This window comes from Thalassotalea sp. G2M2-11, assembly GCF_017168195.1.
Taxonomy (GTDB): Bacteria; Pseudomonadota; Gammaproteobacteria; order Enterobacterales; family Alteromonadaceae; genus Thalassotalea_E.
Window position 1 is genome coordinate 749439 of sequence record NZ_JADNYL010000002.1, and the last position, 17334, is coordinate 766772.

Genomic DNA, 17334 nt, shown 5'->3' on the forward strand with positions numbered 1-17334 from the left:
ATAATTAATAACTACCCAGATAAAGCAGATTTTATGCCAACAAACTTTAATTATTTATAACAACAACTTAGAAGGAAAACAATGAACGTCAATTAATTGTCTTACAAAAAAAATAAATTTTACTAAAGAAAAAGTGTCTTGTATCCGATAAATAGTTAAGATGTATTAATAATAGGTTGTTGTAATTCAACTGTATCCCTTAATGATAAATACTATGACAGAATATTTAGATACAGAAATTGCCTACTGGAGTAGCCATGTTGGCAGCTTAAATGCTATGCAACGTATTGAATGGTCTCTGGATAACTTACCACAAGAATTTATTCTTTCCTCGAGTTTTGGCATTCAATCAGCAGTTATGCTCCATATGACCACACAGATATACCCCAATATACCTGTGATACTCACTGACACAGGTTACTTATTTCCTGAGACCTATGAGTTTTTAGAGCAATTAACTGAGCAATTACAATTAAACCTTCATGTCTATAAAGCAAAAGAAAGTGCAACCTGGCAACTCAAAAAATATGGTAAGTTATGGACTCAAGGAACGGAAGGTTTAAAAAAATATCACTACATCAATAAAGTTGAACCATTCGATCGAGCAATGAAGGAGCTTAACGCGAATACGTGGTTTTCGGGAATTCGCCGTGAACAATCAAGTTTCAGAAATAGCGTACCTTTTGTCGATTCCATTAGAGGCCATATAAAAGTCCATCCTATATTAGATTGGATGGCTAGGGATGTACACGAATACCTTAAGAAGCACCACCTACCTTATCACCCACTCTTTACAAAAGGTTATACTTCGATAGGTGATACCCATAGCACCAAGCCGATTCATCATGTAACTACAGAAGATGAAATCCGATTTAACGGCACACAAAGAGAGTGCGGCTTGCACTGTGTAAATAAGTAAACAAGTACTACTCCGCTTTTTGAATATTATATTTACGCATTTTTTCGACTAAGGTGGTTCTGCGCATCCCCAACAACTCAGCAGAACGAGCGACAACCCAATCATTTTTTGCTAATGCTTGATTAATTAATGACACTTCCAAATCAGCTAAATACTCTTTCAGATTTAAACCGCTTTCGAGTAAAACATCCACTTTATTTTCAGAGCTGTCGTCATTAAAACTATCGAAACCAGTATCATCTTCGTCGTCATAATCAAAACCAGAGAACATCTCATTAATCGCCTCCCGCTCTTGCAATTCTTCAGGGTATTCAGGCGTGTATTCCTCAACATCGATATGGCGATATTTTTGCGGTAGCTCACTGACATTCACCACTTGCTCACCATACATAATGATCATACGTTCAATCAAATTCGATAACTCACGCACATTGCCTGACCAAGGATGTTCTTGCAATGAAGCAATAGCTTGTTCGGTAAAACGAACGCTTTGACCTTGTTCCTGTTCAAATCGTGCAACCAACTCTTGTAGTAAAGATGGGATATCTTCTTTACGTTCTCGAAGCGCAGGCGTTTCAATCGGAAAAACATTTAAACGGTAATATAAATCTTCTCGAAAGCCGCCATCTTTGATCATACTTTCAAGATTCTGATGCGTTGCAGCAATCACTCGCACATCCGCTTTAATACTTTTAGTTCCACCAACACGCTCAAAGGTACGCTCTTGCAATACCCGCAATAGTTTTACCTGCATCGGCTGCGGCATATCACCTATTTCATCAAGAAAAAGAGTGCCTCCTTCGGCTAATTCAAAGCGTCCTTTTCGGGCTGAAATAGCGCCAGTGAATGCCCCTTTTTCATGGCCAAATAATTCACTTTCAAGTAAATCAGGTGGAATAGCACCGCAATTAACTGGTACAAATGGTGCTTTGCTGCGATTTGATAAATTATGAATATTGCGAGCCACCACTTCTTTACCCGTACCTGATTCACCTAAAATCAAGACATTGGCATGGGTAGATGCGACTTGTTCAATTAAAAAACGCACATGTTGCATTGGTGCACTTGCGCCGATTAATGAGCGACATAACACTTTATTGCCAGGGTGACTAGCATGTTTATGGGGTAACTTATTATGATATTGGTGGCAGTGATGTACGACTTCCGTTAACTGTGCATAATTTAACGGAGTGGAAAGCTCATCAATAACATTAACGCATGTTTCAATAGCATTTTTATCTATCACATCATGTAACACAAACGGGCAGGCAGGATTATCTTTTATCAACTGAGAAATTTCAGCGGTTATTTCGCCACAAACAATCACAGTCAATGGCTGTCCCTCTTCACTGAATAAATCAGTGATCTTATCTTGTGTTCCTGTACTAAAGTGTTCACCGATAAAGGCCAATACTGTTTCCAACTGATGACGTCGAGATGCGTCATTATCAACGACAAGAATATGTTTTTGACCGCTCATAATTCTTTGATAACCTGCTAGTTTTTCTCATATAAATAAGATTGTATCGGGGAACAGGAATTTATCAACAAAATTTTGACACTTATCAGGGAAAAGTCAGTATTTTGACAAAAATACAATTATACTTTAATAAAAGCCATTAGGTTCATACATGACAATTTTAGAACCACATGCACCAGTTTTCACATCAACATAGATGAGTTTATTTAAACGTTCTTTAATCGCCTGATGTTTTTCTGGTGGAGCTAAAAACATCATAAAACCCCCGCCGCCAGCACCTAATAACTTACCACCATATGCACCAGCAGCAATCGCCAGCTGATATAACTCGTTAATTTCACCATTAGTTATTTCATCAGCAAGTTGCTTTTTCAAATCCCAAGATTCACGCAACATACCGCCTAAATCTCGAATATCACAGTGAGAAGATTGTAATAAATCTCGAGCCTGATACGCCATATGAGTCATTTTTATAACTTGCTCTTCTCGTTGATTAAGGTTTTCGATTTTCTTACAAGCAATGTTACTAGCAATACGGCTTAAGCCAGTAAAAAAAAGCATAATATGGGAGTTCAACATCTCCTCAGTAGCATTCTGCATAATCAAGGGAGTCACATTAATTTTTCCGGAAGTTGTAAACTCAATAAAATTTGTTCCTCCGTGAGCAGCCCAACATTGGTCTTGAGAACCCACATGCTCTTTAATAATATTTTGCTCAATATCAATGGCTTTTTCAGTTAAATAATTTGGAGAAGTTATTTCACCACGCATCGCCTTAATCGCATTAATTAACCCTACTGTAAATGATGAGCTTGAACCTAACCCAGAGCGAGCAGGTAAATCTGCTTGATGTTGTATTTCGATGCCCGTGTGTTGTTCAAACACTTTTAGCACAGCCTTTACTGCAGGATGCTCTATTTCATTGATCGTACTAGGTAATTCAACTTTGGAATAAACAATACGATGCTTATGCTCAAAAAATGGCGGCAAATTTCGTACAGTTAAATAACAATATTTATTAATTGCCGTACCAATAACAGCCCCACCATGTTCTTGATACCAAGTAGGGTAATCACTCCCTCCTCCAAAAAATGACACCCTAAAAGGGGTTCTCGAAATAATCATATACAATACTCTCTTAGCACTTCTGCAGCTTGCTTAAAACTCTCTGGCGTACCTATATCGATAAATAGTCCCAATTCCACCTTAAAATAATGCAATCGATTTAACTGAGGGATCAAAAAATCTTGCTCAATACTTCCGCAGTTATACTGATGAAACTCACTCACTGTATCGGCAGAAAAATAATAAACACCAGCATTTATCCAACCTTTGGAACTATTTCCTTCATCTTTCTCAATAAACTGCGCCACAAACTCATCATTTTTAAATTTAACCTGACCAAATCTCGCAACATTTGGTACTTCAACGACACCTATTCCCATATCACTTTGTCGTTTCTGCATGGTGGTAACAAATCGAGTTAAATCAACATCAATAAATGTATCGCCATTAATAACAATGCATTCTCCTGTAGAAGTTTGTGATAGCGTGTAGTTTAAACCGCCAAGCGTCCCCTTTGGTGAAGGCTCAATAACAGTGTCAATATCAAGACATAATTCTCTAGCTAACCGCTTAATCGTTGGTAAAACTAATTCAGCCTTGTAACCCAAAGAAAAAATCACTCGATTCATACCTTGCTGCTTGAGCCATTTAAGCAATATCTCAACAAAAGGAATATCATTAATCGGTGCCATAATTTTAGGTTTATCAGCAACAACAGAGCGCAATCTTGTACCTAGCCCCCCCGCTAATACAACCACGGGTAAAGGATTATTATTAGTCATCATTAAGGCTCAACATCGACAATATCACGACACAAGCGAGCCCCACTCATTTTTTCAATATGCGTTCGAGTGTCCTTGCCAAATTTTTGCTCTATGAAGTTTAGATAATTTTCATTTTCAAAGTATTCATGAAAAGCATCATCTCTAAATTTAAGTACAGTAGCAGCAGACTCAAACTCTGTCGCCAATGGCAAACAGTCTTTACTATGCTGAGAATAGCCACTCCATTCTTTGGGTAATTCAATATTGTTTTGAATTGCATCGCGATACAGTTTTGACCCCGGATAGGCCATTGCGGAATAAAAATTGGCAAAATCACAATTAAGATTTTTTGCCAAATCTAATGTTGCTCTCATCGTGGTTAGTGAATCATTAGGTAAACCAAATATATAATTACCAATCACGTTAATATCAGCAGCTTGAATATCATGAACAATATTGACGATATCCTCGCTATTAAGTGATTTTTTTGCACCATCGCGCACGGTTTCATCTGCAGATTCAATACCTAACGCTAGCCAACGAATACCAGCTTTACGCATTAATGCTAGGGTATCTTTCCTTACAGTATCTACGCGTGCATACGCCCAGATATTTAGCTCTGACGCATAAGGTTTCTCAGCTAATAATTGACAAATTTTTAAATAGTGATTTTTTTTCAGCACAAACATTTCATCAACTATTTTGAACGTTTTTACGTTATAATTTCTGACTAACACATCTATTTCATCAACTACTACTTGTGGGCTTCGACAACGATAGTTACTTTCATGAAATGGCGCGTTAATACAACAAAACACACATTTATATGGGCAACCAAGCGTTGTGTAAATCGAAGCATATGGCATGCGTTTATCCATTTCACCAAAGCATTGCCAATTGTGAGCACGGTAACTTTTCATTGGCAGCATATGCCAAACGTTACCATGTAGCTCATTATCCAAATCCGTAATTAACGGCGGATTGGGATTGTTAATGATTTGACCAAATTCATCCTGCCAAACAAGTCCTTGAACTTCACGTAGCGAACTATTGTTTTTAAGTGCCTGAATTAACTGTGCACAAGTTTCAGGACCTTCACCTGAACAAGCGAAATCAATAGGCTCTTCTTTTAACGTGCGCTCAGGTAACGCCGCAACATGGCCACCAACAATAACAATTTGACTATCAAGCTTTTGTTGCTTAAATTCCTGTGCCAAAACTCTTGCTGCTACCATAGATTGCGTTGACGCTGAAGGTTGGTGACCATAAACAACAAGCACGATTAAGCGAGGAGAAGCACCTTTAACCCTTTCTACAACTTCTTGTTCATCTAATCCTAACGCTTCAGTATCTAAAATATCCGTGCTGAATCCTTTATCGATAAGATAGCCAGTAATTAACCTCGCCCACATAGGTGGTTCAATCGCAGTCAGTTCATCACCTAATGATTGGTAAATACGTTTTCTACCACCGGGATTGATCACCAATACATCTAACGCATCTGACATTAAAATGGTCCTTTAAATTGTTTTTGATAGGCAAGTTCAGCATCCTTAGGGTTAGGCTGCCAAGACAAAGCTTTGCTTTTATCAATTAACGACAGAGCTGCTTGAGCTATACTCACAGGGTTTGGATAAAACCCAGCTTCTAGACTTGGTGTTGTTGGGCAGGTTGTTGCAGCAAAGCCTAATCGCTTAACTTTTATCGGCTTATCGATTTGTTCGCAGACATCAGCCACAATTTCTGACGATGCACCACAATTTAACCAACCATTATCCACCACCAGTAACTTTTCAGTCTGCTGAACAGATTGAATAACCGGCTGCATATCTAAAGGAGCTAAGGTTATTGGATCAATAACGGTAACCTCATACCCTTCTTTACTCAGTAACTCTGCAGCTCGTAATGATTCGATCACCATATTAGAAATTGCAACAATCGTTAAATGCTTGCCTTGTTTAACAACTTTAGATTTACCAATTTTAACTTGATAGGGGATTTGAGGCACATCAGACTCGGTATTAAATAACAGTCGATGCTCCATAAAAAGAACAGGATTAGCATCGTTGACCGCCGCAAGTAATAAACCTTTCGCATCATAAGCATTCGATGGTGCAACTACTTTCAGCCCAGGGATATGCATAAACAAACTATGTAAGGCTTGCGAATGCTGCGCACCTTGTCCCCATGACTTCCCAATAATACAGCGCACCACTAATGGCACTTTAACCTCAGCACCATACATATAATGAGCTTTAGCAGCAATGTTGATTAATTGGTTCATACACAGCAGTAAAAAATCCATGCGGATATGAATATGGATAGGCTTCATGCCTGACATAGCTGCGCCAATTGCAACTCCAGTCATAGCATCTTCTGATAATGGAGTGGTAAATACGCGGTGCGCGCCATATTTATCCACTAACCCCTTGGTAGTTCCTTGAATACCAAGGTGATCATCAATATCCAGTCCCATTAAAAAGGTTTTATCATCTATAGCTAACGCGGTGTCTTGCCCTTGATTAAGTGCCTGTGCATAGGTAAGCAAATCACTCGTAGCAGAAGAAGGACTTTCAACCAATTCACTTTCTCCACCTGTTGCAAAGACAAAATCATGTAATTCACTTACATCAGGAAAAGCGCTTTGTTCAGCAAATTTAAATGCTTGTTCCACTCTTTCATTTGCCTGTTGATGAATTTGTGCTATTACTTCTGCAGATATTTTTTGAGATAAAATATTTAAAGGATCATTTTCCAGCCACCATTTTGCATCCTGCTCTGAACGATAACCTTGATCAAAATCGGTATTAGGACCAACATGCTGATACCAACGATAGCAATCAACTTCAATTAACGCAGGTTTTTGCTGTTGTCGTACCTGATTAACAACAGTATTAGCAAGATCGAAAAGTGACAATACATCACCATCTTTATGTTTAAATATATCAACACCAAAACCCTGTACTCGGTTTTGTAAATTACTATCCGCCCAACGCTTTTCTACTGGTTCATGTATGGCAAAATGGTTATTTTCAACCACAAAAACAATCGGTAGTTGGTGCAGTCCTGAAAAATTTAAGCTTTCATAAAAGCAACCTTCTTCTGTTGCACCATCACCTAAGAAACACACCACAACATTATCCGTTTGCTGTAATTTTTGACTTAATGCGTAACCAGTTGCAACAGGTACGCCTGTGCCAACAACGGCAGATGTACCAATAACGTTAACTTCACTACCAACAAGGTGCATGGAGCCACCACGCCCCTTTGCACAACCAGATGATTTACCATACATTTCAGCAATCAGTTTTTTAGGGCAGCCTCCTTTTGCTAAGTATGCAGCATGCCCTCGATAAGTCGCAGCGACGTAGTCTGTCGCTCGAAGTGCTTGGCATAGTGCTACACTGACGAATTCTTGACCTATTGATAAGTGCACAGGGCTCTTTATTTTGTCTGAAGGATAAACTTCTGCAACTTTTAGCTCTAATTGACGAATAAAATATAACGATTCATACAACTCTTCAATTTTCTTCATCCATACCTCTATCCAGCAAGTGGCTTATATTTTTTAGAAAGACATTATCAACCATCAATTTCTGACCTTAACCACATTTGAGTTACTCTCGATATAGCTATCTCAAGTGTCAGTTATTTTTATTATACTTAACAGACAAATAATAAGATAAGGATACCTACTTTTAAAGTAATACCTCAATGTATAAATATTATGTTTACCCATTATTATTAAGCATTACAATATATGCCTGTTAACCAATCCAACACAAATTGAGGCCAATTCCCCACTGAATCAAATAATGAGGAAGTATTCAATTGCTACTTTAGCTCCAACTGTTTTTTAATGCGTAGAAACAATTTATTGACACTAAAAAATTAAAACGGTAAAAACATTTTAAATATAAGCAATTAACATTCCACATCTCCATAGTCTATATAGCAACCAGTACTTTGGCATGCTACCTGCTTGTGATTTGAGAGAATTCACTTCCTCTTCATTTAAAAGCATGCTGAAGAGGTAAATTTCAAGTATTTACAATAAATATAAGGCGTGAATTGTTATGTACGAAAATACACTGGTCGTAGGCATACCAAGAAGTGGATATGCATTAACAAATACTATAATAAAAAAGATACTCAATTATGCTCAAAAAGGGGCTACAAACTCTGAAAAATTTTCATTTATCCACAGAATCGAGCCTATCTTAAGTGAATATTTATACCATCAATATTCTACAGTTTTTAAAAAACACAATGTGGCCACTAACTTACTCGTTAATGGTGAGTTTAAACGAATTATGGGGGGGCCTCAGTGGCTTGCTGACGGAAAAAATTGCTTTGGTGTCAGAAAGTATTTTGGTTTGAAAGATATAGGTGATATTTTACTCACTCATAATTTTCATCCCGCTTTATTTAACTATTACTCTCATGTTCATTCCCATGAAAACCCTAAGATTTGGATTGAAAATTCAAAATTCAATCACTACCTGAAAATAACCACGTTAAGAAACCCCGCAGGCATTCTCAATTCATCTGTTCATTCATTAAATGCGCTAACTAGCGAGTACATTCAAAAATACCTACCTAGAGAAAATGAGACAGTCTTACGAGAACAAGTCGCAATTAATAAACTATCTGACTTAGGGGTAATTGAGGGATTAATCGACTTTCAATTAAATTATTTTAACAATTTACTCTCTGTGCAAGGTGCTTATCACACAGTGTATTGGGAAAATATTATTGAACAGCCGATACAATCGATATTAGAAATAGCCAATTTATTAACGATCAATATACCAAACCAGGTAGCTAAGAACATTTGGGCCTCAATGGATCACAGAAATACTTTTATTAGTCATAAACATAATTTTAGAGAAAACAAAGGAATTGTCGGAGATTGGAACAACTGTCTCACAAATGAACATATTGAATTATTAAAAAGCAAAGGATTCGATCAAATAGCCATGAAATTGGGCTATCCTGAATATCAGTATTTTGATGAAAGTCAGTATTCCACATTTCAAAAACAGGTATCGGATAATTTAAAATCAAACTATATACCACCAATAATAGATGAAAACTTAAGAACCTTTTCCTTTAATAAATCTAACATTGATGATAGTAATTTCGGTTTTAAAAAATACTTAGGTAATCATGCCTCGATCACTCGTTTTGCTTGCCCTGATCAATATAATACCTTAGCAAAAGATTTGCTTGAAACGTCTGAATTTGCAACTGAAAAGGTAAATAAAATATTAACTACAATTGATAATACATCAAAAGCAGATGATGCGTTTACGCAATGCAAAGAATCGCTTAAAGCACTCGCAATAGAAATAGGAAAAGAATCAACATATATAACGGCAGAACATTTAACCCAAGACTTTTATCAGCAAAATGCCCTCCGCTTAATCCAACTTGCTTTAGCTCATCAACCTATTGCAATATGGGGAATATCAAAAGATTTTGATAACTTGGTTAACGCTAATATTAAACAAATGACCAACTTAATAAAAAATGGACATATTCAACTATTTGACCTGCTCGAAGCTCAGAATATTATTTGGGGAGCAAAGGTTAAGTCATCCACAGCGTTAGCACAATTCAATGGCAAAATAATATTAACACCTTCCGCTATTTCTGTGAGAAACAGTATGAAAAGTATAGCTAAACAACAAGGTTTTATTGAAAAAGTGGTTGATATCTATGAGAACAATTAATAACTGGGCTGTTACTTCTTACGGTTACTCTGCCTCTCGTTGGCTTAGTTATGTATTGGCTTCAAACCATGATGTGTACGTAGCCCATGGCACTTATGCTTTTGACTCTATTGTTACTGGAGATTATTTTAAGGAGAAAGAACTAGCAAAAAATAAAGTAGAGAACTTAGATGCTTTAACGAAGGGGAGGGAACTGATCGCACAAATAAAATCAAGCTCATTGACCGACTTATATAGTCACTATCATGAACTTTACCCTGATTATAAAAGTTATGGCAATGTACATAGCTATGTATGCAGAGAGCTATTTTATAAAAAAGATTATGAGGTAGTTAAACCCAGCACCTTTCACTTAATGAGAGACCCCATATGCTTTATAGAAAGTCATAGTTCAGGTGTTATTTCAGCAGAAAAGACAACTGAACTTAAAGAGGCTTATCAAAAATTCTTTACCTTATTTATTGAAAGGTTCCCAGAAATAGTGGCTTGTAACTGGTTTGATAGAAATAGTCTTGAACAAAAAGCATTCTTACTAAGCGTTTATACTTTGCACAATATTGCCCAAGATGAAATTAGATATGGACCTCAAATGCAAACAATACACATGGAGAAAGCAATAAGTAATATTCAATACCTTAGAGATACATGTGAAGCCATCACACTACATGAATATGATATAAATACTTTACAAACCTATGTAGATGGGGGGGCTGTGAACAACCATAGAAACAAGAATAATAGTATCAACAGTCATAAAATATTTGCAAATTGGAAAGCTTGGCAACATCAAGCCTTTGACTTTATTATAGAGCAGAAAAATTATGCTCAGTGCTTCCATAAAATGGGATATAAATGGAAAGCAGATGTTACTACTTTCTAAAAGATGTTAAGGTTAAATTATATGAAAAAAAAAATTTGCTGGGTATATGGAAATCACTGGAATTTTGGCATAGTGGTAGCTGACACGCTACGTATGTTTCATAGCGCGTGCCTTGAACTTGGCCTCAATTCTTCTATCGAAAAAGAATTATCCCCTAATGCGCATAATATTTTACTTGAAAACTTTAACCATGATTATCGAAAAAAACTTGAAGCTTTCTCACAAGAAGGAGGTGAGTTCTCAATCATTGCAACTGAGCTATTAAATGAAGATAGCTTTAACAATACCTCAAATAATACCAATGATAACACTCAATATGGTAAAAACGACTATTGGTTAGAACGATTCGACAACTTTTTGAAAGTTGAAAGGTTAGCAAAATCAGTATTTCACCTTAACCCCAGCCAAGCCCTATTATTTAGTAAACTACTAAAAAGAAAAGTAACATTTATCCCGCACGGGTATGTGGATGGTTTTTCATCGGTACGGCACAGAAATAGCACAGATAAAGATATTGATATACTTTTTACTGGCTCACTAACTCCGTATAGAGAATCGATAATAAATCAACTATCCCCTACTAAATGTAATGTGTATATAGCAGATGTATTAACAGCAAGTTTTCATCGAGACGACTTGGTTGCCCGAGCAAAGGTCTGCTTAAATATAAAACAGGATGCCGATTGGAATGTTTTTTCAAATTCAAGAGGCCATTATCATATTTCAAACCAATCTTTCTTATTGACGGAAGAATGCTCTGACGCTTGCCCCATTATAAATTATGTTGAAATTGCACAGATAGACATCATTCAAGAAGCATTAAATACTTTAGAAACAAATAGTTGGCTAGAAAAATCATATAATTCACTACAAGCATTTAAAGAAGAACAACGCCTCAGCCTCATTGCTCAAGAATTGCTTATCAACTTAAGCCTATAAATAGTCAAGTAACCTTTGTACCCATGAATCAGGACGACCTATGAGCTGCCATTGAGCTTGTCCCTGATTGACTAATTCATTGAGCATATCATCATCATCTAATAAACGTTCTATTTGTTGAAGTAAGCTTTCTTGGTTATAGAAATAAAGAATTCCATTGCCTGAATCTAATAATTTCCTAGTTTGAGCGTTATCCTCTTCTAATAAAGCAACACCACAAGCTAATGCTTCACGGACTTTACCCTTACATTGTTCTCTAAAAGGATACGTTTGCGTATTTATACAGACTTTTGTCGCTTGCAAAGCTTTAGCATAATCAGAAATATTTAACGTTTTTTCACCATGCATCACCCCACCAATGTGATGAAAACGCTCCTTATAAGTCCTTTGCAAAAAATCAATCCACTTTTTTCTATGTCCAGCAGCACTACCAAATAGAGCGATGTCATACTTTTTTTTAATTGATGAATCAAAATAAAAAAGATCAGGGTCAAAAATTGTAGGGTGAAAAACAACTTTCTCAGTGTTATGGTGAAACTGATAAGGCGGTAATCCTTTTTTCATATTTTCAATGCGGGTAATATTGCTATTTTCAATACAAAGATCATTCCATTGTAAGCAATCTCGCTCAAATGCAAGATAAGGACTATTTTCACTTTCTTCATCATAATCCCACCATACAGTAATGAATTTTGTTCCCTTTGCTTTTTTCTTAATTTCTAACCAGTGCTCGACCGGTAAGCAATCCGAAGGATGAGTTGGGCAATAAAAAATAATATCAGGCTCAAAACATTCAACTTCCTTAAGTATTCTAGCTTGCATTTGTTGATTAAATTCAGCGTTATTATCATTTAAGTAATAAAGTCTGTGTAATGAGAGAGCAGGCAAACGTTCGCTAAGTTCTTCATAAATAGCTTGTTCATAAGCTTTACTTGAAATAACAACATGCTCACTGTACTGAAGAATGTCATCAGGTGAAATAATTAGAACTCCTTCAAGCTCCCCCCCCCATAAAGAACTATCCCTATCAGCTATTGCTTTAATATTAAATTGCTTAAATTGCGCTAAATGTTGTTGAGTATGAATACCCGCCCCATAAATCACAACAGGCTTACCCTTCAACCTAATATTAAGGTTAACTATATTTTCTGAAATAATTTCTTTATAGAAATTATCATATGTTCTATCAAAACATAAAACACTGTAACTATTTACAAAACTGGACTTAGTAATAGGCGCCACAACTTCTGCTCTCGCTGCACTATCTTGATATCCTTTGATTTCAAAATTTTGTACAATAAAAAGCCACTTATACGTCATATCACACTCCGTGATGTCGAAAACATTTAAGTAATATTTGAAATATCAATGATATTAGAAGTATCAATAATAGTGTTCAATGTTCTATTGCTTTGGGTATCTTGCTCATATTTCAAATTTTTCTGATTTAAGCAAAATTTAAAATAAGAGCAGCTATAACAAATACTAGGTTCAGCCATTAATTTTTTACGTACATAATTAGCTTTATCCCCATACCATATACTTTCTAAAGTTTCTGTATATATATCACCTATAGCATGCCTATTACATAGCATAACTTTGCCATCATTCTTAATTCTTACATGAACAAATGGAGAGAGACAATCAACAGGCATTCCCTTCATTTTCCCTAATTGAAGCTCATTAATTGATAAATGTTCTCTCACCGTAGCATCTTTAATAATTAGATTATTTTTAACTTTATCTGGATAGATCTCTTTTAAGTTTTCAGATACAACCAAAGCAGAACTTATGATGACATTAAACTCATGTTTTATAGCATAATCAATAGTACTAATAACTTGATTTTTATAATAATCAATATTTGAATAAACAAAATCAGACTCATTAAGTACGGTATCATTAACCCGATAAACAGCAGCAATCAAGCCAATCGCATTAAACTTTTCCCTCTCTGCAAATTTTACAGTTTCTAATATATCAGGAGCATTTTCGTTAATAATAGTGCTGTTAATCGTAAAATAAACATCATCTTTAGTTACACTATTTTTAAACTTTAAAAACCTTTCTGTAACTTTATCAAAATTCGCATTAATTCTTATTTTTTCAAAAGAAGTTTTATTAGCACTATCAAATGAAAATGTTACCCGATAAAAATTTACATCTTTTATATCATTGATTAATTTATTACTAAATTTAGAGCCATTAGTTGTCATACTAATTTGAAGCCCTTTATCTGATAATTTCTGAACAATTTCAGCAAAGTCTGGATGCATAGTTGGCTCAAAAGATGTCCCTAAAGCGACATGAGTTCCCTTTGGAAAATGCCCAATGTTATCAAGAAAGCGTTTATCTAGATAAACATTATCAGGCTTCATCACACTAACATGACACATAGTACATTTAAAATTACACCCCTGTATGGGTTCTATTTCTATAATTTTGGGCAAAGGAAATTCTGGTAATTCAATGTTATTCATATGGTGCCACCCTACTTAAGTAAAATTCAACAGTACTTTTAAGTCCTTGAATTAATGTTATTTTAGGTTTCCAGCCCAACTGAGAAACTAAGGAGTCATCCAACGACTTTTTCATCATGCCATCGGGTTTGCTTTCATCCAAAAGAATCCCCCCTTGATAGTCAACAATCTGTGCTATAGTTTGAGCCAATTGATAAATAGAAACGGTTTTTCCTCCCGATAAATTTATCAACTTATCATTGCTGTAATGTTGAGCCAGAAAAACTAATCCTGAAGCCGCATCATCAACGTGCATAAATTCCCTGAGCGGCTTCCCCGTTCCCCATAAGGTGACACTTGATAATTGCTGCTTTTTCGCCATCACAAATTTATCAATTAACGCCGCAATCACATGCCCTGCATTAGGATCAAAATTATCGCCAGGCCCATATAAATTGGTTGGCACAACGGTAATAAAGTCTTTTTGATATTGTTGATGATAAAACTGGCATAACTTAGCCAGTGAAATTTTCGCTAAGGCATAGGCTTCGTTAGTCGGCTCTAGCGCTCCACTCAGCAAAGAAGATTCAACAATCGGCTGCTCAGACAGTTTAGGATAAAAGCAAGAAGAACCTAAATTTATCAGCTTTTGTACGCCATATTTTGCCGCACCGTTGATCACGTTAAGCCCTATGGTTAAATTTTCGCTAATAAACTCAACCGGCTGAGTTTTATTTGCTTCTATGCCACCCACTTTAGCTGCGCAGTGAAAAACAACCTCAGGTTGCTGCTCTGCTAACCATTGTTCTGTTGCTTGTTGTCGAGTTAAATCTAGCGCTTTGCGTTCAACCGTTAATAATGTCACTCCCGCGACATTTGCTAGCTGTCGACATATGGCAGAGCCAACCATACCCGTATGGCCTGTCACCCAAACTCGCTTATTTTCTAAAGTAAAAGTTGTCACAAAATCGCCTAAACATTACTGTATTTGGTATTAGAAATCATACGGTAGCCCTTAATAAGCTCCTTAATACCATCATCAAGCGAAACTTGAGGTCTGTAACCCGTTGCTTCTATTTTCGCATTCGAGACTATGTAATCTCGCTTGTCAGGATCTTCTCCTATCGGCGCCTCTAAAAAGACAAATTTTGGCAAATGCTGCTGAATTTTTTCACATAATTCTTTTTTGGATAAATTAGCATCAGACAAACCTACGTTATAAGCCTGTCCTTTCATACTATCAAAGTTATTCAAACCATGAATAAATGCATTGGCGACATCTCTGATATGAATAAAATTACGTTTAAAATGCGATTCAAATAACACTATCGCACTATCTTTAACGGCTCTATAGACAAAATCATTCACCAATAAATCAAGGCGCATTCTTGGTGACATACCAAAAACAGTAGCTAACCTAAAGCTAACAGCATTACCTTTAGCTAATACAGCTTGTTCCGCTTCTACTTTACTGGTGCCATATAGGCTAATTGGTCGCAGTGGTGATTCTTCATTACAATATTTACCCGCTTCACCGATACCATAACCGCTGTTGGTAATCGGCATCAATAGCTGTTGCTCTTGACTCATTAATTCGGTCAACATCACAACTGCATCCCTATTAGTGCTGACGGTTCCAATTTCATCACGACCACAAAGCGGAGCACCAACTAAAGCCGCTAAAGGAATAACAACATCTGCTTTCGCAAGCAATGGCGCTATTTGCTTTTTATCCCGGCAATCCCCTCGATAAACATCAAAGTTTGGATTTAAGCATAAAGTGTTTAATGGATCCTGATTAAACATAAAGTTATCTAGTACGGTGACTTGATGACCTAAAGCAAGTAATTCAGGTACCAGCACTGAACCTAAATACCCGGCACCACCAGTGATTAATATATTTTTCTTATCTGTTGAGTACGTCATTAAAGCTCACCTAAAATTTGATGTAATGTATTAAGTTGTTCAGCCAAGTCAACCGGATGGTTACCAATAAAAAAGCCATAATCATGCGCATAATCCGCATTAGTCATCTCACCAACTGAAGACCAGTTAAAATACTTAATGGCGTCGTGGCGCAAAAAGTTACCACCTGTGATCATTCTATAGCCTATATCTGCCTTTTTTAATGCTTCAAATACTTGCTCTCTGCTAATACCAGCTGCTTTTTTTACTATCATAGGAAAACAAAAAGCAGAGCTTTTACCATGTTCTTGTTGAGTGATAAAACGAGGATCTTGACCGAACAACTGCTGAAAAAGTCCTAAGTTTTTCCGGCGAATCTTAGTGAACTCAGGTAGCTTGGCTAACTGTTCAATACCAACCACCGCATGCAGTTCACCAGGGCGTACATTATACCCAGGCAAGATAAAGCGATACGCTTCGTTAAAATCATCATGCTGTTTTTCAAATAATAATGAATTATCCGGTTGACCTCTGGTCCAGCCATGGTTTCTCAATGATAATGCGAGTTGATAAAGCTCCTCATTATCAGTGACCAGCATTCCCCCTTCCATCGTTGAAATATGATGTGAAAAGAAGAAACTAAAAGTACCGATATCACCAAAAGTCCCCGCTTTTCGGCCATTTAGTTCAGCATCTAACGATTCACAATTATCTTCAAGAAAATACAGCCCGTGATGTTTAGCGAAACTCTCAATGACATCTAATGCCGCAGGATTGCCCAAAATACTGACACCAACAATCATTTTTGTCTCAGCTGTAAGCGCATCTTCTAACGCACTAACATCAATATTCAAGCTATCAAGTTCGACATCAACAAATTTTAATTTCAAGCCATATTGCTGCAACGGATGATAGGTTGTAGCCCATGATATCGCAGGGACGATAACCTCATCACCCGGCTTCAACGGCGAATCTTTCTTAAAACATAAAGCGGCAGTGGCAATCAGGTTTGCTGATGAACCAGAATTCACCATCACTGCATATTTTTTGTCATGATACGCTGCAAATTGCTGCTCAAATTTTTCGACATATTGCCCCATGGTGAAAAAGCCACTATCAATGACTTTTTTCAATGCTACATGTTCTTCTTCGCCAAACGTTGGCGTCGCCAATTCATAAAACATAAGT

At 36.6% G+C, this 17334-nt stretch carries 14 protein-coding genes; 4 read left to right on the forward strand and 10 right to left on the reverse strand.

The features are described from left to right. The first annotated feature begins 214 nt into the window (after positions 1–214). Positions 215–919, forward strand: a complete 705-nt coding sequence (locus IV514_RS09245) for a phosphoadenylyl-sulfate reductase (RefSeq protein WP_241242264.1) — start codon at positions 215–217, stop codon at positions 917–919. 7 nt (positions 920–926) lie between these two features. Here IV514_RS09245 and IV514_RS09250 read toward each other — a convergent pair whose 3' ends face one another. The 5 genes from IV514_RS09250 to IV514_RS09270 form a co-directional block, all read right to left on the reverse strand. Beyond that, positions 927–2399 carry a sigma-54 dependent transcriptional regulator gene (locus tag IV514_RS09250; RefSeq protein WP_206484737.1) on the reverse strand — a complete coding sequence of 491 codons (1473 nt, stop codon included), beginning with the start codon at positions 2397–2399 and terminating at the stop codon, positions 927–929. A 126-nt stretch (positions 2400–2525) separates the two neighbouring features. Beyond that, positions 2526–3524, reverse strand: coding sequence for a hypothetical protein (locus IV514_RS09255; protein ID WP_206484738.1), 999 nt, complete (start codon positions 3522–3524; stop codon positions 2526–2528). Further along, positions 3521–4249: a sugar phosphate nucleotidyltransferase gene (locus IV514_RS09260; protein ID WP_206484739.1), complete on the reverse strand. Its 729-nt coding sequence runs from the start codon at positions 4247–4249 to the stop codon at positions 3521–3523. Before IV514_RS09260 ends, IV514_RS09255 begins: the two co-directional genes overlap by 4 nt. Continuing rightward, complete coding sequence (locus tag IV514_RS09265; protein WP_206484742.1) at positions 4249–5736, reverse strand: radical SAM protein; 1488 nt, start codon at positions 5734–5736, stop codon at positions 4249–4251. The genes IV514_RS09260 and IV514_RS09265 overlap by 1 nt, the downstream gene beginning before the upstream one ends. Then, positions 5736–7763: an alpha-ketoacid dehydrogenase subunit alpha/beta gene (locus tag IV514_RS09270; RefSeq protein WP_206484744.1), complete on the reverse strand. Its 2028-nt coding sequence runs from the start codon at positions 7761–7763 to the stop codon at positions 5736–5738. Before IV514_RS09270 ends, IV514_RS09265 begins: the two co-directional genes overlap by 1 nt. Before the next feature lie 541 nt (positions 7764–8304). On the opposite strand from IV514_RS09270, the gene IV514_RS09275 reads away from it, so the two are divergent. The 3 genes from IV514_RS09275 to IV514_RS09285 are packed head-to-tail and all read left to right on the forward strand — an operon-like array spanning position 8305 to position 11782. After that, positions 8305–9963 (forward strand): sulfotransferase domain-containing protein, encoded by a 1659-nt coding sequence (locus IV514_RS09275; protein ID WP_206484745.1) that lies wholly within the window; start codon positions 8305–8307, stop codon positions 9961–9963. Further along, positions 9950–10843: a hypothetical protein gene (locus IV514_RS09280; RefSeq protein WP_206484747.1), complete on the forward strand. Its 894-nt coding sequence runs from the start codon at positions 9950–9952 to the stop codon at positions 10841–10843. Before IV514_RS09275 ends, IV514_RS09280 begins: the two co-directional genes overlap by 14 nt. 21 nt (positions 10844–10864) lie before the next feature. After that, a complete protein-coding gene (locus tag IV514_RS09285; RefSeq protein ID WP_206484749.1) occupies positions 10865–11782 on the forward strand; it encodes a hypothetical protein in 918 nt (305 codons plus the stop codon). Here the strand turns inward: IV514_RS09285 and IV514_RS09290 are convergent. Genes IV514_RS09290 through IV514_RS09310 form a run of 5 tightly spaced genes read right to left on the reverse strand, consistent with a single transcriptional unit; the run spans position 11777 to position 17330 of the window. Beyond that, a complete protein-coding gene (locus IV514_RS09290; RefSeq protein ID WP_206484751.1) occupies positions 11777–13102 on the reverse strand; it encodes a glycosyltransferase in 1326 nt (441 codons plus the stop codon). The genes IV514_RS09285 and IV514_RS09290 overlap by 6 nt on opposite strands. A gap of 26 nt (positions 13103–13128) precedes the next feature. After that, entirely contained in the window at positions 13129–14262 is a 1134-nt protein-coding gene (locus IV514_RS09295) for a radical SAM protein (protein WP_206484753.1), read from the reverse strand. Further along, positions 14255–15205: a GDP-L-fucose synthase gene (locus IV514_RS09300; protein ID WP_206484755.1), complete on the reverse strand. Its 951-nt coding sequence runs from the start codon at positions 15203–15205 to the stop codon at positions 14255–14257. Before IV514_RS09300 ends, IV514_RS09295 begins: the two co-directional genes overlap by 8 nt. An 8-nt stretch (positions 15206–15213) precedes the next feature. Further along, the gene (locus IV514_RS09305; protein WP_206484757.1) at positions 15214–16167 is read right to left on the reverse strand and encodes an NAD(P)-dependent oxidoreductase; all 954 of its coding nucleotides are present in this window, start codon (positions 16165–16167) and stop codon (positions 15214–15216) included. Next, entirely contained in the window at positions 16167–17330 is a 1164-nt protein-coding gene (locus tag IV514_RS09310) for a DegT/DnrJ/EryC1/StrS family aminotransferase (RefSeq protein ID WP_206484759.1), read from the reverse strand. Before IV514_RS09310 ends, IV514_RS09305 begins: the two co-directional genes overlap by 1 nt. Positions 17331–17334: the final 4 nt, after the last annotated feature.